Source organism: Methanolobus profundi, from assembly GCF_900114835.1.
Lineage (GTDB): Archaea > Halobacteriota > Methanosarcinia > Methanosarcinales > Methanosarcinaceae > Methanolobus > Methanolobus profundi.
Genome location: NZ_FOUJ01000002.1, coordinates 217,962 through 238,570, shown reverse-complemented (window position 1 = coordinate 238,570; position 20,609 = coordinate 217,962). Strand labels below are relative to the sequence as shown.

Sequence of the window (20,609 nt, the reverse complement as noted above, 5' to 3'; positions counted from 1 at the left end):
ATATGAAAAAGATGCCCGAAGCGATCATAGCTTCAGTGACATCTAAAATAAAAAAGTCTTATTTAATGTAAAGTCCGCACTTGCAGGAACCGCGCATCTCGACATCCCTTGTCCTTGCGGCACATGGGCAGATGATCTTCTTGTCCTGCTCTTTGTCACCTGTTCTCTTCTGACAGAAACAGTACCATTCTCCAAACTCTTTCTTGTTGTTGCAAATGCCCTTTACGGCAGTTGTGATAACATCCCAGTCGGTGTTGAGCTTGTAGCCGGTTGTTTCCGCATTTTTCTTGGATCTCTCGTAGAATTCAGCTTCTAGATCATTGTCGAATCTCATAGTAACACTCTCGTTATTTCGTTAGGAACATTCATTTCCATTAATTTAAGATCTTGCATTCTCTTTTGCTATTTCTGCAAGCTTGTAACCTATCTCTCTGCAAGCCTTCTTGTCATCTTCAAAGGGTCTGAATTTTATCTGCATGCTCTCCATGGCAAGTTCGAACCTGCCACTCTCAAGTTCTTTCTCCATTCCCTTGACAGCTCCGCCTCCCCATCCGTATGATCCGAACAGGAAGAATTTCTTGCCCTTTGGCCTCAGTCCCTTCATGTAGGCAAGGAATCCGGCTACTGTGAAGAACATACCATTGTTCATCGTAGGTGAACCTAGGGCGACTACGGATGCATCCATAAGCTCTTTCATAGTAAGGCTCCAGTCGTTCTTGCGCAGATGCCTCAATCTAACTTCGACACCAGCTGACCTTGCTCCCTCAATGATCTCCATTGCCATCTTCTCTGTACTTCCCCACATTGTATCATAGATCACTATGACCTTCGGGGTCGCTTCACCTCTGGCCCATCTGCCGTATTCTTCGATAACTCTGGCAACATCCTTTCTCCAGATGATACCATGTCCAGGAGCTATCATCTCTGGCTCGACATTGAGCTCTTTGAGCTTCTCTATGTACTTGAGGACCTGGGAGCTGAATGGCAGGAGGATATTGGCGTAGTATATCTCGGCATCATCCATTACGTCATCAACCTCATCATCAAAGCGCTTGGAGGTTGCGACATGCTGTCCGAATGCGTCATTGGAAAGGAGTATCTTGTCTTCCTTGACATATGTCTGCATACTGTCAGGCCAGTGCAGCATAGTAGCTTCGATGAACATGAGTGTCCTCTCCCCGAGGCTCAGTTCATCTCCGGTCTTGACCGTGTTCAGGTCCCAGTCATCAAAACCTTCCTCTTTATAATATTCAGAAAGGCCTGTCTGTCCCTTGGATGATGTAAACAACTTTGCTTTAGGGGCTACCTTCATTATCGTGGATATGGAACTTGAATGGTCCATTTCAACATGGTTCGAGATAACATAGTCTATCTTTGAAGGGTCGACTATCTGCTCTATACGGTTGAGCATCTCGCCTGCAAAAGGTGCCTTTACGGTGTCAATGAGTGCGATCTTCTCGTCGACGATGAGGTATGCATTATAGCTTCCACCTTTTGGTGTCTCATATCCGTGGAAATCTCTCAGGTTCCAGTCAACCACACCTACCCAGTATATCCCTTTGGCAAGCTCAAGTGGTTTGTGATCATCCATTATGCTCTCTCCCTGAATTATGTCTGCATTCTAAACTCGGTAGCAGACCCCAGTAATTCATCGATTATCATGTAGTGTCCCCGCTCAGCAGCAGCAACCTTCTCGAAGAATGCACGTTGCTCATCATCCTCTGCCCTTTTTGCAAGCTCTGTGTAAAAGTATTCGCTCTTGTGCTCGAACCTGAGTGCTGCAAGGAGTATGCCTATCTCCTCAAGTTTCTCATCTGAGAACTCCTCTGTGAACGATGCTTCGAACTTAGGATATTTGAAATCAACTTCAGGGATGTTCTTGCTTTCCCTGTATTGCTTGAGGTATCCTGCATGCTTCTTTTCTTCATCAGCAAGGAATATGTATAGTTTGCTGGCTGTCTCGTTCTTCATTACGGACGCCTTCTCGCTGTAATATTGCATCCCCTCTTCTTCAAGCTCTATTGCCAGGCCGATAGCTTCATCCAATGATCCAAGGTGATCAAGCTCCTCTGCGATCTCATGTAGTATATCTTTCATTATATGATCTCCTTTAAAGCAATAATAAATAGTTCTCTGAACTCAAAGTATCATCTCCTGTTGAACAAAAGACGATAATACCCACTGTATCAAGTCTTATCTGGCTCTGACTTAATATATCTTTCGAGCTTGGACAGTTCGGGCCTGCACACCCCCTTTTTATTAAATGTAGGCAACCACCCTCTATTTAGAAAACTTTTTATTTGTAACAATACATGTATGTGGTTAGATTTGTGTGTCATTGATTTTTGAAAAAATCGCTATTATAGAGGTAGTTTAATGGACAAGATCAAGATTGCAATTGCGGGTATTGGCAATTGTGCAAGTTCTCTGATACAAGGCATTGAGTATTACAAGGACAAAGATGAAAACGATGCTATAGGCCTTATGCATTGGGATCTCGGAGGTTACAGACCATTTGATATTGAGGTAGTCGCTGCTTTTGATATCGACAAAAGGAAGGTCGGAACGGACGTATCAGAAGCTATCTTTGCACCACCTAACTGTACTGCTGTATTCTGCCCTGAGGTGCCAAAGGCCGGTACTATCGTAAAGATGGGATGTATCCTTGACGGTGTCTCTGAGCACATGGCGGGCTACAGCGAGAACAGGAGCTTTATTCCTTCATCAGAAAAGGAATCCGCTAAAGAAGACGTAATAAAGGAGCTGAAGGATTCCGGTGCAGAGATCCTGCTGAACTATCTTCCGGTGGGCTCTGAGGAAGCGACCCGTTTCTACGCAGAATGTGCACTTGAGGCAGGAGTTGCATACATTAACAACATGCCTGTTTTTATTGTCAGCGACCCTGAATGGGCAGCAAAGTTCGAGGAGAAAGGTATCCCTGTCATAGGTGACGATATAAAAGCACAACTAGGTGCTACCATCACTCACAGGACACTTGCAGACCTTTTCCGTAAACGTGGTGTGAAACTGGAAAGGACATACCAGCTTAACACAGGCGGTAACACTGACTTCCTTAACATGCTCAACAGGAACAGACTTGCATCAAAGAAGGAATCCAAGACCGAAGCGGTCCAGTCAGTAGTTGGTCAGAGAATGGATGATGATAACATCCATGTAGGTCCAAGTGACTACGTACCATGGCAGAACGACAACAAGGTCTGCTTCCTTAGAATGGAAGGTAAGCTCTTCGGAGATGTGCCAATGAACATCGAGCTTCGTCTTTCAGTCGAGGACTCTCCGAACTCAGCAGGTGTGGTCATAGACGCTATAAGGTGTTGTAAACTTGCACTTGAAAGAGGCATTGGCGGTATCCTGTACTCACCTTCATCCTATTTCATGAAGCATCCGCCAAAGCAGTTCACAGACGATGAGGCTCACGTCATGACGGACGAGTTCATCAAAGGACAGCGCGACAACTGATAGTCAATATTAATATGTCGATACCTCAGAAGCGCAGCAGCATTTATGGTATCGACTTCAGCGCTGCAAAGAGCGCATGCAAGAAAATATGGGTTAGCAGAGGGAGACCTGTAGGTAATACTCTGCACATCGATGAGTGTTTTCGGCTTGCAGACATAGTAGGCTCAGGTGTTAACTCTTCTACAGGGAGAGATGAATGTCTTGCTGAACTGAGGTCTGTCATTGTTAATGCTAAAGACGCGGTTTTTGGTATCGACCTCTCCTTTTCCCTGCCTGAACCTCTCATGGAGGAAAGCTGGGAGGATCTCGTCCTGTCCTTCCCTTCAAAATATCCATCTGCAGAACAGTTCCGTGAGTCATGTCGGAGTATGGCTGGCGGCAAGGAATTGAAACGTATCTCAGAGATAAGCAGTAAGGTACCTTTTTCAGTCTATAATCTGAGATTATACCGGCAGACCTATTTTGGCATTAGGGATATCCTGCATCCTCTTGTCAGGGATGACCTTGCATGTATTCTTCCGATGCAGAAAGCAAAGAGTGAAAAGCCATGGCTTATAGAGATATGTCCTGCATGCAGACTGAAGAAAGAAGAGATGTATATTCCTTATAAAGGCAAGACGGATGACAGGCAAAATGCCCGCCTTCGTATACTCGAATATTTTTTGGGCAAAGGTCTTGTGATCCCTTCCTCATTACAGGAGAAAGCAATTCAAGATACAGAAGGCGACGCTCTTGACAGCATAATTGCAGTATACTCTACCTTCCGGTCACTTCCCAGACTGGAAATGGGACCCGATAGTTTTCCGGAAAACTATATGGTGGAAGGATATACTTTTTTCTGAACTACAACACATGCAGTATCATACTTCAGATCCGTAGTTTGTATCGACCCATTCTTTTGCTTTGTATATTTGCCTGAGCATTTCATCCATATGTTCCTTTTCGACAAATGGGCTCATAGGATAGGACTTCAACGCCACTATCTCCCTGTTCTCTCCCGTTGTCTTGTAATTATCAGTATAGGATATCATAGCAGTACCTTCATGTTGTGCCTTTTCGATCATGTACTGCGCTATTCTTTTGTTGTACAGATTTGTCTTTTCCGTGAACTCCTTTTCAGTTTCGTCACGCATCTCTTTCAGGAACAATGATCTCCCTTCGCTGTCATATTTTGTGTGGGGATAGATTCTAAGATCGGTTACAAAAGCTGGATTGTGCCTGTTAAGAAGGTCAATATCCTGACTGTTCTCTATCATCTCCCTCAGATGGTCAGCAGCAGTGATCAGATGTACTATGAGGGTCTCATATCCCTGTTTCCCCATTAACATCATATTTGCAAGTGCTTTTTGTGCATAATTCGGTCTGCTTGATTCCAGTGTGAATGTTCCTGGCTGGTAACCTTCGCCATGGAACAGGTATGGCATATCCTTTTTCTGCTTCTGGAGAAGGGTAAGTTCCTCTCTGTCCTTTATCACAAATGCACTGCACAGGTACGGTGCCCACCCGGTCTTATGGAAGTCTACGCCCACTGAGTCAGCATGTTGAAGGTCGTTCATTCCTGAGAGGATCTCTCTGATCTCCTCCTGTAACATATGTGGGAGGTGATCGATACAAGTGTCTCCTCTGAATGTCAGGTATGGCCATCCAATAACCGCATCGGCATGTATGTGTATCCGGTAATCCAGCTTTTTCTGTATTCTGTCGCGTAATTCCACTATCTTCTTCAAAGGGTCTATGCCAAAGGCATCTGTAGTCCCCATTGTGGCAAATATCGTTCCAATGCGTGCACCTTCACTGATCGTTTTTTCCATCTCTTCTTCAAGCAGATGGATATCCATTATGTTATCATACGAAGGTATCGTCTTTACGTTATCCAATCCTACTCCTGTCCACAGGGCGGCAGATTTGATGCTGTAATGGGAAACATCGGAGCAAAAGAAATGTATCCTGTCCCTTATACCTGTGTTCTTCGCATTAGGGTCTGCTTTCTCTATGCCTATGCGTGCACCATAAAGATTGCAGCCTGTTCCTCCAAAAGTGAAGATACCTCCAGCTTTTGTCGTATCATATCCTATAAGGTCTGCAAGCATAGCTATTGCCATTATCTCAGAACGTGCCGCACTCACTCCATAGTCGTCACTGATGGAGTTCTCATTGTATCTCGCACCAAGTGCATCTGCAACAATTGAAAGTGCTGTGGCAGGTGGCACCACGTTTGACTGCATAAGCGGGTGGCTCCATAGGTTTATACCTTCGTAAAGCCCGGTAATAAAATCTCCAACATCTGTTTCATTGCTCATCCTATGGGGGAACTTTGTCTCCCTCATAAGCTTCTCATAATCCAGAGTTTCTTTTTTTCCAATAATGGTGCCGTTCTCTTTACTGTCTATCTTTTTAAGCAGCTTGTTAAGCATCAGGACTATCTTTTCCTCATCACCAGCAGGTCTGGTAAAAAAGAGCGCATAAGCTCGATATCCTTCATATGTATCCCCCACTCCCCTTTGATCGTATGTGTTTTAAGGTCTATTGATCCTTACTGATGCCAAGAAGGTCGTAAAGATCATCTGGTCTTTCCAGAATGCTTATATTTTCCATCTGCGCAAGCTTTTCAGTATTTGTAACATCAACTTCACGCATCTTAAGCACCATTTCCCTGCCTTCAGGCGAGTATGTCTTTACAGTCCCTCTCTTCTGGTCCACAGGAAGGATGTAGATCGGTGTACTTCCTTTTGCAGTCTGTGCAACTGCATTGGTAACAAGAGTGTCTGCAATACCATAGACTATCTTTGCAACGGTATTCGCAGTTGTAGGTGCAATGATAAGTGCATCATAGTGTCCTACCTGTAAGGGTCCTGCTATAAATGGTGAGTTTGGTCCTGCATCGGTCTTGAAGTTAGGGAAATCCTTCTGTATGTCATTCCACATGTGATACCATTTCATAACGGTCTCTCCTTCCTTTGAAAGGAAGACCATGATCTCAATGTTGCTCTTTTTCTTTATATCGACCATTATATCATATGTTTCTTTGATCAGATCTCCTGATCCGGTAATTCCCCATGCTATTCTTTTCATGATCTTTTTTCCTCCTTTAGTTCAGTTCCACTTCAATATCCTGTAAGCGATTCCTTGTATATCATGCTGTCAGGTATCTTCATCTCGTGGAGCATATCCATCATAGAATCCACCATTGGTGGTGGTCCGCATACATAGAATATCCTTTCTGCGTAATCTGGTATTTCCCTCTCGATCATGTTACTGCAGATGCGGTCCCTGCATCCTTTCCAGTTCTCTGATGCTCTTGTGAGGGTATTGAAGACCGAGAGCCTTGGATTTTCTTTTTTCATATCTTCAAGCTCTTCTGTGAACACCATGTCCTGCTCTGTCTTATCGCTGCAGATGAGCATGATATCCGTACTTAGCTTCATATCAGTTGCATATTTACAGATGCTTATCATGGGAGTAATACCAATACCACCACTGAGCAGTGCTATCTTCTCATACTCCCCTTCGAATGTCATCTTTCCGAAAGGACCACTTATGAGTGCAGTATCTCCTGTCCCCATAGCATCCAGCAGGTTCGAGTATTCATGGCCAGTGAGCTTCTTTGTGAACTCTATGTGTTCTCTCTCAGTGGGACTGCTAGAAATAGTAAAAGGTTTGCCTGTCTTCTTCCCGTTATTATCAAGTGTGACCGTAATGTACTGTCCGGCTTTGAAGTCAAAAGCTTCCGGTCTGTTGAACCTGAAACTTTTCACATTATATGCTCTCTGTATAATCTCTGTCACAGGTTCTTCAAATTTCAATGGAGCACCCCTTTATTTGATACTCTTCATCGCAATTGCGGTCTTTATCATCTTGTTCACGGTCCTGTGAAGGGTCCTTATACCCTCTGAATCTTCTGCAGCACCCTCGGCACCTTTATCCTGCGACCAGAAAGCGGCTCCCAGATTGGAACCGAAAGATCCGCCTGCAATGGGTATCATCTCACTGATGATGTAGAAGTTATGGATGGTCTGCATTGCAGGTTCCTGTCCTCCTACTCTGTCACCACCAACTGCTGTTGCAGCACCGACCTTGTTCAGGAAGGCTTTTGGGTTTCGGGCAACTACTGCGCGGCACCTGTCCATAATTGTCTTTGTCTGGGCACTTAATGTACCCTGGTAAACGGGAGTACCGATGATCCATGCATCTGCCCAGAGCATCTTGTCATAGAGCTCAACAAGATCATCCTTGTGTACGCATCCTTCTTTCTTGCGGACACAATAATCGCAATGAATGCAGAACTTCATGTTCTTTGCTCTTGCAGAGAAATACTCAACTTCAACGTTGTACTTCTCTTGTGCATACCTGAGCGCTTCATTGACAACGTAGTCTGTAGATCCTTTTCTCGGGCTACCTGATATTCCGAGCAATTTGATGCTGGTGTCATCGGACATAATGTCACTCCAGTTTGGTTAGTCTATTGTTATTGCTTCCTGTGGGCAGGCATCAACACAGTTGCCACATTCCACACAGTCATCAGGACGTGCGATAACTGATCTGAGATCTCCGTTCGCATCTTCCTCAATGTCTATAACATCTGTTGGGCATGCTTCTGCACATGCACCGATTCCTTCACATTTATTTTTGTCTACTACTGGTGGCATTTTTTAATTTCCTCCGTCTATTTTCTTTTGAATATATACATCGTAATACTCAGAGCAGCCAATGCGATAAAGACACTAAAACCAGGGGTTGATGTGCTTTCTGATGACCTTGGCTGGCCTCTTTCATCTATTGGTGTTGAAGGGTCGTAAATGATCGCAAGTTCCTTGTTCATACTGATGACAGGTACTTCAGTATCTTCTCCCATCAGATGGTCGATCATGTACTGTGGTGCTGATCTGTAATTCAGGCTGGTTTCCACGGTGAGTGGATAGGCCACATTATCAGGAAGTGTGAATGTATGTTCTTCTGTCACTGTTTCCTTTGGTCCTATCCTGTTGTCCTCAAGCACTCTGTCAGCAAGCCAGAAACTATCTGTGGCACTGCCGTTACTATCTCCAAGAACATTGTTATAGATGATCTTTGCTTCTTCTATGTTCCCGTCAGCATCGAGGGTTCCGGCATTGTATATCTCATTGCCTTCGCTATCTGTGACAACTACTTCGAGCCACATTTGCCTTATCTCTGATACTCCGGTTGGGATGTTGTGCCCTGCTCCTGAGTTTGTGATAGCAGCTTCGATCATTACTTCTTCTCCGGCAGATGCTATCTCAGGTGTGCTAATTTCTAATGTTGCGGCTCTCTGGAGTCTTTCCACTGCCATGTCAGCTACGCTGCTGGCACCGAACATTGGTGGGATGAATGCATTAGCTCCAACGATATCGTGTGATGAGATATGCTCTCTCTTAGGTGCACCCGAACCTGCACGTCCGGGGTTCGCTTCGAATTCTGTGATACCATCTGTCATGTGACAGTCCTGGCAAACAACCTCATCCTCTGCATACTGGCTTTCTTGCCAGCTTGTATATGTATCATCTATCACAAGTCCGTTGACCGGGTGTATGACCAGATGGCACATACCGCAGTATTCTGACTGCGTATAGAGTTCCAGGTATTCTGAGTCGTGATAGGCTGACCTTGAATCGTCAAAAGGTCCCCACTTAGTGTTTCCGGGGGTGACTGTGAAAGGTGCATTACCGGTTCCGTTACTTCCTGATACCACATGGCAGAAATCACACTGGACGCCAAGTTTGGCGATATCGCTCATCTCTGATCCGTCAATTGGTGGTATCTCGCCGGATACAACTCCTATGGGTGTGTGGCAGCGTGAACAGAACTCGTCTACAAGACCATCAGTGTCCTCGCTTGCAACTTTGACCTCTTCCAGATAGAACGGGTCAAGATATGCGTTGAAGTGCATGGTCCCTTCCCAGTCTGAATAGATGATCGCATGGCATTGTCTGCATCTGCTCTCATAGGTGAAATCGTCAGATGATAACTCTCCGAACTCAGTAGCTTCAGTAGCGTATGCAGAACATCCTGTCATTGATAACAACAACATGGCTGCCACAAAAAGCAAGCTGCCCTTTAAAATGGTCCCCCACATATCCTATCCTCTCAGTGAACTATTATGATCGTAAAATGGTAAATGGTCTAAAGGGACCGGGAAGGCCCCTTCAGGATGTCTTATTTGAGATGTTTAAGTGCATCTCTACATGCAGCAACTGCAGGAGCTCCGGATGTGATGAAAATTACATCCATTGTTTCCATGATCTCTTCCTTTGTTGCTCCGTTCTTCAGAGCACTCTTCATCTGTGAAGCCACACAGCGTTCACACTGCTTTGATGCAACGATAGCGAGTGCCATCAATATCTTTGTTTTAGCTGGAAGTGCTCCATCACTGAGTATCTTGTTGTTGCACATGTTGTACTTGTGCAGGAACTCAGGTTCAAGTTCTCCAAGCGTCTCCAATATCTGGGGTGTGAATCCCAATTTATCGGACATGTCATCGATTATCTCTCTGTGTCCGCATCCTTTACCTTTTCCTTCTCCACACATAATTTATCCTCCTTTATTTTCCGGTAGGTTCAGTCAAATGAATCTTCAATTGTCTGATCAAAACAGTATTTGCACAGTATTCTTGGCAGTCCGTTAGGAAGCCTCTCTACGTTAGGGGGTTGTCCTACGGATACAGGGAGTTCCAGTTCCTTTGTGTGATCGGTACAAAGTCCTTTTCCGCAGGTGATACAGACACAGGTGGCTTCTGAATCTTTTCCTTCTTCCATACAGTCATAACATTTCATCATGATATCACCTAGTAATTATCAACCAATGCCTTATGGCAGGGCATACAGAGTACTTTCTTCCAGTGCTGTACATCTTTGTAGTCGCAGGCTATGCCCATTCCACATTTGAGTTTGATGCTGTATTCACCTTCCCATACAGGTGTCTCCTCCCTGACATGGTGTTCCTTACAGACCCCTCTCCCACATATTATGCAGATAGCCACTGTATCGCTATCTTTTCCATCTTTTTCGCATTCATAGCATTTCATGATGATCACTTTATTCAAAATTCAATCTATCACTTAACAGTTCATTTAATAGTACATTCGTTCTTGCATCTATGCAATCATTCGCCTGGATAATGACCAAATAACTCCCTGTGGTGTCACCTCCTGCAAATATGTACATTATTTCATCTGACATTTACCGGATATATCTGTAACGGTGAGTTCATGTTTATTTTTTAGAGAGTGTTCCGGTACAGAAGTTCTCTACAGTTACACATTATATCCTTGCAGGATCACTTTTCATAATCCTTAATTTTAGTTACGAGCTGACATATTTATTTTCGCTGATTTTCCCGAAATCAAACCAACAAAGTTTTAAATATGTATAGATACCTGAATAGGAACACACTTTAGAGGAGGATTCAAATGACATTTGGAATAGAATTTGTACCTAGCGACCCAGTTTTAAAGATAGCTCACTACGCAAAACTTGCTGAACAGCAGGGCTTTGACAACGTATGGATCACAGACCACTACAACAACCGTGATGTATACTCAACCCTGACCGTGCTTGCAATGAACACAAACAGCATCAAGCTCGGAACAGGTGTAACAAACCCGTACACAAGAAATGCAGCTATCACAGCATCAAGCATTGCTTCACTCAATGAGATCTCAGGCGGCCGTGCAATTCTCGGTCTTGGTCCTGGAGACAAGGCAACCTTCGATGCAATGGGCATTTCATGGGACAAGCCACTCACAACAACAAAGGAAAGCATCCAGGCTATCCGCAGCTTCATTGCTGGGGAGAAAGTAACCATGGACGGCGACATGATCAAGTTCGGCGGCGCTAAGATGGCATTCAAGGCTGGAAACGTACCTATCTACATGGGTGCACAGGGTCCAAAGATGCTCGAGCTCGCAGGAGAGATCTCAGATGGTGTACTCATCAATGCATCACACCCTAAGGACTTCGAAGTAGCTGTACAGCAGATCGCATCAGGCGCAAAGAAGGCAGGCCGTGACCCTAAGGATGTTGACGTTGCAGCATACGCATGCTTCTCTATCGACAAGGACGCAGCAAAGGCAAAGAGCGCAGCACAGATCGTAGTTGCATTTATCGTTGCAGGTTCACCTGACATGGTCCTTGAGCGCCACGGAATCGATGTAGCATCAAAGGCTGACATCGGTGGAGCAATTGCCAAGGGCGACTTCGGCGCACTTATGGGCGGTATGGTCACAAATGACATGATGGACGCATTCTCTATCAGTGGAACACCAGAAGACTGTAAAGCAAGGATCAATGAATTGCTTGACATCGGTGTAACACAGATCGTTGCAGGTTCCCCAATTGGACCTAACAAAGAGAAGGCCATCAAGCTCATTGGTAAAGAAATCATTGGATAAACACAAAAAGAGCGTCGGAGGCAGTTAATGGCCCATCCAAAAATATTAGAGGTCATTGAGCACGACGTCTGCACTTCTTGTGGGGCATGCGTTTCAGCATGTCCTGCAGGTGCTATTGTTATGAACAAGCATGCAGAAGTCCGTGACCCTGATAATTTAGAATTATACGTCAAAGGTGCAGCACCAAATGTATGTGAGGGATGTCTCACATGTGCAAGGCTCTGTCCTGTAATTGACGGATATGAAGAAGACGAATTTGCAAACGTGAAAGAGTTCTTTGGAGCAAAGAGTACCATACAAGGTCAGGACGGTGGTGTCACCTCTATTCTGGCAAAAGCTTTGCTCGAGACCGGTACGGTAGATTGTATTGTCGGTATCGCCAGGGATGGTAAATGGGGTACTGAGCTTATCATTATGACCAAGCCGGAGGATGTTGACAGAACTACAGGTACCAAATATACCTACGATTCAGTACTTTCAGCACTCAGAGAGCCTTTCGAGAAATATGATAAGATAGGCGTAATTGGTGTACCCTGCCAGGCACACGGCGCACGTCTCCTCTTTGAGAATAACAACGATAAGATCGTTGTCATCCTTGGACTCCTGTGTATGGAGAGTTTCTATCACGACATCATGACCGAGAAGATCGTTCCTGAAGTAATGGGACTTGACCTTGATGATGTTGTCAAGATGGACTTCGGTAAGGGTAAATTCTGGAACTACACAAAGGACGGCGAAGCCCACAGCGTGAAGATCCCGGAAGTAGCTCATTACGCAAGGAACCCATGCCACAACTGTTGTGACTACACCTCAGTGTCAGCAGATATATCACTGGGATCTGTCGGTACACCAGATGGCTGGAACTGTGTGCTCATACGCACAGAAGTAGGCAAGAAGATGTTCGAGCTTGTAAAGGACAAGGTCGAGATCATGGAAGATCCAAAACCAGGAATGGACCTTATCCAGAAACTTGCTAAGATGAAACACGATAACAACTCAGGACACTATCTTGAAGTCTGTGAGAAGTTCACATTCGATGAATGTGGCATTCACTGATGGTTATCAAATATGCACATGAGAAGAGCGTTCTATATTGGACGCTTCCAACCATTCCATCTCGGACATTATTCTATCATAAATGATATTGCCCGGGATGTGGATGAGGTAGTAATTGGAATAGGCAGTGCGCAGAAAAGCCACGAGCCTAAGAATCCATTTACTGCAGGTGAGCGCGTAATGATGATCAGGCATGCTCTCGAGGATGCTGACGTGATGCATTACGCAATTCCCATAGAAGACCTGCAAAGGAATGCCGTGTGGGTCTCTCATATTATTTCTATGACACCACCTTTTGATGTGGTCTATTCTAATAATCCATTAGTTGTACGTCTTTTCAAGGAAGCCGGTATCAATGTCAAACAGCCACCTATGTATCAGAGGGAAGGTTATTCCGGCAGTGAGATCAGAAGGCGTATGTTAGCTGATGAGAACTGGAGGTCACTTGTACCTGAGGAAGTTGCCGATGTCATTGATGACATAGATGGTGTCAACAGGCTCAAAAGTGTTTCCGGCTCAGATGCAGATTAAGTGATATCATTTTAGCACTATTGCAGTTTAATCCTTTTTTTCTTTCATCTCATACAAGTATCAGGCCTTCGATCACAGTTACTGCTTTTCCAGAAATGAGAACTCTATCTCCTTTCACCTGCACTTTCAAGGTCCCTCCTCTCTCAGATGCCTGATATGCAGTGAAACTACTTTTATTGAGCTTCTTTTCCCAGTAAGGTCCCAAGCAGCAGTGTGCTGAACCCGTTACCGGGTCCTCGGGAATTCCTATCGCAGGGGCAAATAGCCTTGATACGAAGTCATATTCCTCCGAGGCCGAACGTGCTGTTACGCTTATTCCTCTTGCGGTGATAGTTGCAAGTTTTGTAAGGTCAGGTTCGATCAATATCAATTGCTCTTCAGAACTGATCTCTACAATATAATCAAAGGCGTTCTTTCCAACATACAAAGGTTTGACACCCAGGGCTTCAACAAGTCCTTCAGGTATCTCTGTCTCCTCTTCATCAAGTAGTGGGAGATCAAGTTCTATCCATTCATCTTTGAGACTTGCTGTAAGGGTTCCGCTCTTTGTATGGAACTCAATGATATCTTCCTTCTCCGCATATCCTTTTTCCCAGAGGATATGTGCACTTGCCAGTGTTGCATGGCCGCAGAGATCGACTTCGGAATCAGGTGCGAACCATCTCAGTCTGTAAGCTCCTTCCTCCGGATAGAGGAAAGCCGTTTCTGAAAGGTTCATCTCCTTTGCCACGTTCTGCATCCATTCTTCATCCGCCTCCTCTTCCAGGAGACAAACACCAGCAGGATTCCCCGAGAATGGTCTGTCTGTGAATGCATCTACCTGCCAGATAACGGTCATCTTAAATCTCCCGTTTCCACCTGACACCCTCTTTTCCATCCTCTATGATGATGCCCTTCTCTTTGAGCTCATCACGTATGGAATCCGAGCTTGCCCAATCTTTCTCTGCACGTGCCTTTTCTCTGAGCTCTATCATTTCTGCGATCTCCTCGTCAGAAAGGGCATGTTCATCATTCGCTGGTCCGTGGTCATCTATAAAGATCCCCAGCACCTGGTTGACCTCTGAAAAGAAGTCAAGCACATCTTGAAGTGATCCTTTTCCAGGCTTCTGGTCAGCAATTATTGAATTGACCTTACGACCGAATGCAAAGAGGTTCCCTATTGCTTCTCTGGTATTGAAGTCATCATCCATGGAGTCGATGAAAGCATCCCTCGTTTCATTGATGAGTTCGGTGAGTCCATGGTCTTCTCCGGTATCAGCGGCGTTTTCAAAGGCATGCTCTACATTTGTGATCGTATTGACAAGTCTTTTTCTTGCTCTGCCTGCTTCCTCAAGTGCTTCCTTGCTGAAATCGATGGTACTTCTGTAATGAGTGTAAACTATGAAGAAACGGATAGTCGCAGCCGGAAATTCATCCAGTACCTCTTTGATAGTGAAGAAGTTCCCGAGGGATTTCGACATTTTTTCCTTATCTATTGTGAGGAATCCGTTGTGCATCCAGTATTTGCTGAACTGGTGGTTTCCGCTGCAGCTTTCAGATTGATGTATCTCTGCTTCATGGTGGGGGAAGACAAGGTCCATGCCTCCTCCGTGTATGTCCAGTTGCTCGGAGCCATACTTCATGGACATTACAGTACATTCGATATGCCATCCCGGACGACCTCTGCCCCATGGGCTGTCCCAGCCAGTTTCTTCCTCAGTTGCAGTTTTCCAGAGTACGAAATCAAGCTGGTATCTTTTGTCGTCCTCTACATCAACTCTGCAGCCGGAGCCTTCAAGGAGCCCTTCTTCGGTCTGGTGGCTCAGGATACCTATCTTTTCTTTTGATGAGGTAAGGTCATAGTACACATTTCCTCTGGCGGTCACATAAGCTGTGCCATTGTCTATCAATGTGCTGATCGTTTCGATGATCTCCGGTATATGCTCTGTGACCTTTGGTCTTGTATCAGGTGGTAACACTGCAAGGGTTTCCATATCCTCTATGAAAGAATCGGTGAATTTCCTGGATAATACAAAAGGGTCTTCACCTGTTTCTTTTGCCCTTGCTATCACTTTGTCATCCACATCAGTGATATTGGAAACATAATTGACATCGTAACCTCTGTAAATGAGGTATTTTCTGATAACATCAAAGGAAACGTAACTTCTGGCGTGTCCCAGGTGGCAGTGGTCATATACAGTGGGACCACAAACATACATATTCACTTTCTTCCCATTGATGGGGATGAAATCCTCAAGCTCTCTTGTAAGCGTATTGTATATTTTTAAAACCACGGTAGAACACCTTTGTCAATAAAAGTGCCGAGGGGAAGATTCGAACTCCCGAAAAACCGCTCTGCAGGCGGTCACATTAGCCACTCTGTCACCTCGGCATAAGGATAACAGTCTGTCACAACAATTAATTGCTGTCAATTTACTTTAATTGCATATTATTATTAAAACTGGTGCTTTGTGGCAAGATATGCCAATGCAGATGTTTCCTGATATGATATTTCCTGAATTTCTTCAGAATGCATTATGGTAGTATCTCTTATATTCACATTTGAGATCTTTCAATTTGTATGTCCGTGCAAAAATTTATTTATGAGCACTGATTACTCTTTTAGTAAAAGGTTAAAATACAGCATAATATCTCACAGTGATCCTTTCGGTCATGACATTATATCTGTTGGAAGCTGGGGCATAGCCAACTGGTTCGAAGGAATTGTGAAATTGCTGTTCAAGTGGGAGTATGACAGGGGATATGCTCGGTGGATCAAAGGGCATCACGGGGATTCTGTCTCGTATGGGTCAGGGTCATATCGGATCGTTAGGGGCAGTAGTTACTCTTTTGCATTTACCAGTTGCTTACAATCTTTTTCCGGAACGTGAATTGAAGAGATATATTTTTATCAGGGTGGATCGGAGCATCACTGCCGATAATACACTTTGTGTGATCAATGGGTGTTATTCACACAAGAATGATACTGGTTTTCCCATCGGTCTCAATACAAGATATCCGATGATGAACGAACACATGCTTATAGTTGCCAGGTAAGGGATATGGATAGTTTGAAAGATACAGAAGAGGCTCTCAGGGAAAGTGAGTCCCTGCTAAATGAGGTAAGCAAAATAGGTCGTATAGGCGGATGGAGTCTCGATATGGATTCCGGGGATGTATTCTGGACTCCTGAAGTATTCAGGATACATGATCAGGATATGGATTACCATCCTGATGTGGTGTCTGCTCTGGAGTTCTATTCTCCCGGGTCAAGAAAGTCTCTTGAAAATGCATTAAAGGAAGCAATTGAGAATGGTACGTCCTATGATCTTGAACTTGAGTTCATCTCTGCAAAAGGTATTCATAAATGGGTCCGTTCCAGTGGTCGTCCTATTAGGGAAAATGGAAAGGTCGTCAAGGTAATTGGATCATTTCAGGATATTACGGACCATAAAAGTATGGAGCTCTCTCTTCTGGGACGGGAGCGTCTTTTAAACGAAGTAGGGAATATTGCTAAGATCGGTGGCTGGGAATTCGACCCGGCTTCAGGTGAAGGCTCATGGACATCTGAGGTGGCCATGATCTATGACCTTGACCCCAAGACCCAGCTGAGTGTTGATGAAAGTCTTGGATTCTTCACGCCAGCATCTCGTTCTGTTATTGAAAAAGCATTTCAGGACGCTATTGAGAAAGGTACTCCGTATGACCTTGAGCTGGAACTGATATCTGCGAAAGGAAATCATAAGTGGGTGCGAGCAAGTGCAAGATCCATTGTTGCAGATGGTGTTATTGAAAAGGTACTTGGTTCATTTCAGGATATAAGTGAATATAAGGAAATTGCAGTAGCACTTCATGAAAGTGAACGTCTTTTGAGCGAAGTGGGTACAATTGCTGCGATCGGTGGCTGGGAGGTGGATCTGCGCTCAGGAAAAGGTTCGTGGACCCCTGAGATAGCCAGGATACATGGCGTTGACCAGGACGTTGACCCAAGTTTAATGTTCGGACTTGATTTCTATACTCCCCGGTCAAGGCCGTTAATTGAGAAAGCATTTCAGGATGTTGTCGATAAGGGGGAGCCGTATGATCTTGAACTTGAGTTCGTTTCTTCAAAAGGTGAGCATAAGTGGGTGCGTACCGGAGGACGTCCTGTATATGAAGGTGACAAAGTTGTCAAGGTAGTGGGATATCTTCAGGATATCACTGAACGCAAAAATGCTGAGAACAAGTTATTTGAAAGCGAAACAATGCTGAGGCTTTTCATAGAGCATGCACCTGCCTCATTAGCTATGTTCGATCTTAATATGTGTTACATTGCAGCCAGTCATCGCTGGCTTGAAGACTTTTCTCTTGGCGACCGGGATATTCAGGGTCTGAGCCACTATGATCTTTTCCCGGAGGTCGGGGATGATCTTAGATCGATACACCGCAGGGCTATGGAAGGTGAGGTTATCACTGGTGACAATGACCGTTTCCAGCGAGCTGATGGAAGTGTCCAATGGCTACGCTGGGAAGTTCGGCCATGGAGAAAAAAAGACAATGAAATTGGTGGGATCGTCATTTTTTCGGAAGATATCACCAGGTACCAGGTGGCAGAGAATGCCCTCCATGATCGTGATCGTCTCCTTAATGAAGTGGGTAGTATTGCCAAGATAGGAGGATGGGAATTCGATATTTCCACCGGAGAAGGAAAATGGACCCCTGAAGTTGCCCTTATACATGATCTTGATCCGGGAGCTGGTACCAGCAAAGATATCGGATTAAATTTCTATACTCCCTCCTCAAGAAAGATACTAGAGGAAGCTATTCGCAATTCGATAGAGAATGGTGAACCCTATGATCTTGAATTGGAACTGATATCTGCCAAAGGTGTTCATAAATGGGTACGTACGCTGGGTCGTCCTTTAATGAAAGATGGTAAGGTCGTGAAAATGACCGGTTCTTTCCAGGATATCACCGAACGTAAACTGTCTGAAAAGGCCTTGCACGAGAGTGAGGTTCGAGTTAAAAAGAAGTTAGCTGCCATTCTGGAACCAGATGGGGATATTGGAGAACTGGAACTTGCCGATATCGTTGATATCGAATCCCTGCAAGAGCTAATGGATAATTTTCATGAGCTTACCCATATAGGAGGAATGGCTATACTCGATATGAAGGGTAATGTTCTGGTAGCTATTGGGTGGCAGGATATATGCACGAAATTCCATCGTGTTCATCCGGATTCCTGTAAACACTGTCTTGAAAGTGATCTGAATCTGACAAGGGGTGTAGCTCCCGGTACATACAGGTTCTACAAGTGTAAGAACAACATGTGGGATATGGTAACTCCTATTGTATTGGGTGGTTCCCATATGGGAAATCTTTACATTGGCCAGTTCTTCCTTGATGATGAAGAGATCCCCTATGATACATTCAGGCTCCAGGCAAAGAAATACGGGTTTGACGAAAAGGAGTACATGGAAGCACTTGACAGGGTTCCCCGATTGAGCAGGGAAATGGTGAATTCGCTGATGACCTATTACTCCCGTCTGACCGAAATGATCTCCATATTAAGTTATAGTAATGTCAAGCTTGCAAGGACCTTGGGAGAACGTGACGAACTGCTTGCCTCGCTCAATGAAAGTGAAAGAAGATTCCGCAGTTATGTGGAACAGGCTCCTGATGGTCTGTTCATTGCCGATAAAGATGGTAACTACGTTGATGTAAATGAAGCGCTAAGCAAGATCACAGGTCATTCCAGAGAAAAGCTTCTCAGAATGAACTTTGTGGACATGGTCTCTCCTGAAGAAAAAGATAGTGCTTTTTCAACCTTCCTTGCTGCCGATGATGTTGGGATATCGGCTGGTGACATCCAGCTTTTGAGATCTAATGGTGATCCTATAATATGTACTATAAAAACGGTCAAATTGAGTGAAACAAGGTTTCTGGGATTTGTTAGCGATATCACCGAACGCAAAGTGGCAGAAACAGAGATAAGAAAGCTCAACGCCGAGCTTGAGGACCGTGTGAACGAACGTACATCTCAGCTTGAAAGTGCCAACAAAGAGCTGGAAGCATTCACGTATTCCGTATCTCATGATCTCAGGGCACCATTGCGTGCAATAGATGGTTTCTCGCGGATAATCCTTGAGGACTATGTTGATGTCTTTGATGATGAGGGAATACGTCTTTTTGATGTTATCAGGACGAATACACAGAAGATGGACAAACTTATAACTGACCTGCTGGCCCTTTCCAGGATCGGTCGTAATGAGATGAACAATGTAAATATCGATATGGTTTCCATGATACGTTCTATATTCAATGACCTGACCATGAATGATACTGAAAAGAAATATGTTCTTGATATTGATGATATTCCGGAAGCATGCGCAGACCCTATTCTCATAAAACAACTATGGATGAATCTCATTTCCAATTCCATCAAGTACAGTATGCCAAAAGACGAGATACGTATAGATATTGGTTCTATCGACGACGGAGATGAAAATATCTATTATGTAAAGGACAATGGTGTGGGGTTCGATCAGAGATACAGCGATAAACTATTCGGTATATTCCAGCGCTTGCATAGTGAAAGGGAATTTGAGGGTACTGGTGTGGGTCTTGCTATAGTCCAGCGTATAGTCCTGAGGCATGGTGGGAGAATATGGGCTGAAGGTAAAGTTGGTGAAGGAGCTACATTTTATTTTACATTACCATTGAAAAAGGAGGATAATGTGTGTGGAGAATGAAGTAGAGATATTGCTTGTGGAAGATAATCCGGAGGATGTGGAACTAACACTGAGGGCATTGAGAAAGAACAATATTGCAAACAATGTTGTTGTACTGGGTGATGGTGAGAAAGCCCTTGAGTTCATATATGGCAGGGGTGAGTTCGAAGGAAGGGAAATAAAGGCATTCCCCCGTCTGATACTGCTCGACCTGAAACTACCTAAAGTGGATGGTCTTGAAGTACTGAAGACAATTAAAAGTGACCCTGATGTGAGCTCTATCCCAGTTGTTATGCTTACTTCCTCCAGAGAGGAATGTGATATAGTTGAGAGCTATAAGTTAGGTGTTAACAGTTACATTGTAAAGCCTGTTGATTTTGATAATTTCGTGGAATCCATAAATAAGATCGGTTTTTACTGGCTGCTGATGAACGAGTTCAAAAAATGAT

At 44.4% G+C, this 20,609-nt stretch carries 22 protein-coding genes and 1 tRNA gene; 8 read left to right on the top strand and 15 right to left on the bottom strand.

Translation table 11 applies throughout. The annotated features are described in order from the left end of the window. Positions 1–58 precede the first annotated feature (58 nt). From BM008_RS06395 to BM008_RS06385, 3 genes are read right to left on the bottom strand one after another with little or no spacing between them, the layout of a single operon-like run. Positions 59–334, bottom strand: coding sequence for a ferredoxin-thioredoxin reductase catalytic domain-containing protein (locus tag BM008_RS06395; protein WP_091934980.1), 276 nt, complete (start codon positions 332–334; stop codon positions 59–61). 45 nt (positions 335–379) lie between these two features. Beyond that, a complete protein-coding gene (locus tag BM008_RS06390) occupies positions 380–1,591 on the bottom strand; it encodes an FprA family A-type flavoprotein (protein WP_091934977.1) in 1,212 nt (403 codons plus the stop codon). Positions 1,592–1,608: 17 nt separating this feature from the next. After that, positions 1,609–2,097, bottom strand: a complete 489-nt coding sequence (locus BM008_RS06385; RefSeq protein WP_091934974.1) for a ferritin family protein — start codon at positions 2,095–2,097, stop codon at positions 1,609–1,611. A gap of 279 nt (positions 2,098–2,376) precedes the next feature. On the opposite strand from BM008_RS06385, the gene BM008_RS06380 reads away from it, so the two are divergent. Beyond that, entirely contained in the window at positions 2,377–3,480 is a 1,104-nt protein-coding gene (locus BM008_RS06380) for an inositol-3-phosphate synthase (protein ID WP_091934972.1), read from the top strand. A gap of 14 nt (positions 3,481–3,494) precedes the next feature. Further along, entirely contained in the window at positions 3,495–4,322 is an 828-nt protein-coding gene (locus BM008_RS06375; protein WP_091934970.1) for a hypothetical protein, read from the top strand. 18 nt (positions 4,323–4,340) lie between these two features. On the opposite strand, the gene BM008_RS06370 is transcribed toward BM008_RS06375, so the two are convergent. The 9 genes from BM008_RS06370 to BM008_RS06330 all read right to left on the bottom strand — a co-directional run bounded on the left by BM008_RS06370 (position 4,341) and on the right by BM008_RS06330 (position 10,519). Further along, positions 4,341–5,975, bottom strand: coding sequence for a pyridoxal phosphate-dependent decarboxylase family protein (locus tag BM008_RS06370; RefSeq protein WP_091934968.1), 1,635 nt, complete (start codon positions 5,973–5,975; stop codon positions 4,341–4,343). A gap of 28 nt (positions 5,976–6,003) precedes the next feature. Continuing rightward, positions 6,004–6,552, bottom strand: coding sequence for an archaeoflavoprotein AfpA (gene afpA, locus BM008_RS06365; protein WP_091934965.1), 549 nt, complete (start codon positions 6,550–6,552; stop codon positions 6,004–6,006). A 32-nt stretch (positions 6,553–6,584) separates the two neighbouring features. Beyond that, positions 6,585–7,283 (bottom strand): ferredoxin--NADP reductase, encoded by a 699-nt coding sequence (locus BM008_RS06360; protein WP_091934962.1) that lies wholly within the window; start codon positions 7,281–7,283, stop codon positions 6,585–6,587. Between the two features lie 12 nt (positions 7,284–7,295). Beyond that, positions 7,296–7,916, bottom strand: a complete 621-nt coding sequence (locus BM008_RS06355) for a flavodoxin family protein (protein WP_091934959.1) — start codon at positions 7,914–7,916, stop codon at positions 7,296–7,298. Positions 7,917–7,934: 18 nt separating this feature from the next. After that, entirely contained in the window at positions 7,935–8,126 is a 192-nt protein-coding gene (locus BM008_RS06350) for a 4Fe-4S dicluster domain-containing protein (RefSeq protein ID WP_091934956.1), read from the bottom strand. A 17-nt stretch (positions 8,127–8,143) separates the two neighbouring features. After that, positions 8,144–9,571, bottom strand: a complete 1,428-nt coding sequence (locus BM008_RS06345; protein ID WP_245747938.1) for a cytochrome c family protein — start codon at positions 9,569–9,571, stop codon at positions 8,144–8,146. Between the two features lie 80 nt (positions 9,572–9,651). Then, positions 9,652–10,023, bottom strand: coding sequence for a carboxymuconolactone decarboxylase family protein (locus BM008_RS06340; protein WP_091934954.1), 372 nt, complete (start codon positions 10,021–10,023; stop codon positions 9,652–9,654). 29 nt (positions 10,024–10,052) lie between these two features. Further along, positions 10,053–10,271 (bottom strand): DUF2180 family protein, encoded by a 219-nt coding sequence (locus tag BM008_RS06335; protein WP_091934951.1) that lies wholly within the window; start codon positions 10,269–10,271, stop codon positions 10,053–10,055. Between the two features lie 8 nt (positions 10,272–10,279). Next, positions 10,280–10,519 (bottom strand): DUF2180 family protein, encoded by a 240-nt coding sequence (locus BM008_RS06330; protein ID WP_091934948.1) that lies wholly within the window; start codon positions 10,517–10,519, stop codon positions 10,280–10,282. Positions 10,520–10,903: 384 nt separating this feature from the next. Here BM008_RS06330 and mer point away from each other — a divergent pair, with 384 nt between their 5' ends. From mer to BM008_RS06315, 3 genes are read left to right on the top strand one after another with little or no spacing between them, the layout of a single operon-like run. Next, positions 10,904–11,884: a 5,10-methylenetetrahydromethanopterin reductase gene (gene mer / locus BM008_RS06325; protein ID WP_091934945.1), complete on the top strand. Its 981-nt coding sequence runs from the start codon at positions 10,904–10,906 to the stop codon at positions 11,882–11,884. Positions 11,885–11,911: 27 nt separating this feature from the next. Beyond that, complete coding sequence (fpoF, locus tag BM008_RS06320) at positions 11,912–12,940, top strand: F420H2 dehydrogenase subunit FpoF (protein WP_091934943.1); 1,029 nt, start codon at positions 11,912–11,914, stop codon at positions 12,938–12,940. A 12-nt stretch (positions 12,941–12,952) separates the two neighbouring features. Further along, positions 12,953–13,471 (top strand): nicotinamide-nucleotide adenylyltransferase, encoded by a 519-nt coding sequence (locus tag BM008_RS06315; protein ID WP_091934941.1) that lies wholly within the window; start codon positions 12,953–12,955, stop codon positions 13,469–13,471. A gap of 49 nt (positions 13,472–13,520) precedes the next feature. Here BM008_RS06315 and BM008_RS06310 read toward each other — a convergent pair whose 3' ends face one another. The 3 genes from BM008_RS06310 to BM008_RS06300 form a co-directional block, all read right to left on the bottom strand. After that, complete coding sequence (locus BM008_RS06310) at positions 13,521–14,309, bottom strand: PhzF family phenazine biosynthesis protein (RefSeq protein WP_091934938.1); 789 nt, start codon at positions 14,307–14,309, stop codon at positions 13,521–13,523. A gap of 1 nt (position 14,310) precedes the next feature. Continuing rightward, complete coding sequence (gene cysS, locus BM008_RS06305; protein ID WP_091934935.1) at positions 14,311–15,744, bottom strand: cysteine--tRNA ligase; 1,434 nt, start codon at positions 15,742–15,744, stop codon at positions 14,311–14,313. Positions 15,745–15,769: 25 nt separating this feature from the next. After that, positions 15,770–15,842 (bottom strand) — tRNA-Cys (locus tag BM008_RS06300). A gap of 359 nt (positions 15,843–16,201) precedes the next feature. Here BM008_RS06300 and BM008_RS06295 point away from each other — a divergent pair. From BM008_RS06295 to BM008_RS06285, 3 genes are read left to right on the top strand one after another with little or no spacing between them, the layout of a single operon-like run. After that, positions 16,202–16,507: a hypothetical protein gene (locus tag BM008_RS06295; RefSeq protein WP_091934932.1), complete on the top strand. Its 306-nt coding sequence runs from the start codon at positions 16,202–16,204 to the stop codon at positions 16,505–16,507. A gap of 5 nt (positions 16,508–16,512) precedes the next feature. Next, a complete protein-coding gene (locus BM008_RS06290) occupies positions 16,513–20,181 on the top strand; it encodes a PAS domain S-box protein (protein ID WP_091934928.1) in 3,669 nt (1,222 codons plus the stop codon). Further along, positions 20,171–20,608, top strand: a complete 438-nt coding sequence (locus tag BM008_RS06285) for a response regulator (protein ID WP_245747936.1) — start codon at positions 20,171–20,173, stop codon at positions 20,606–20,608. The genes BM008_RS06290 and BM008_RS06285 overlap by 11 nt, the downstream gene beginning before the upstream one ends. The last annotated feature ends 1 nt before the right edge of the window (position 20,609 follow it).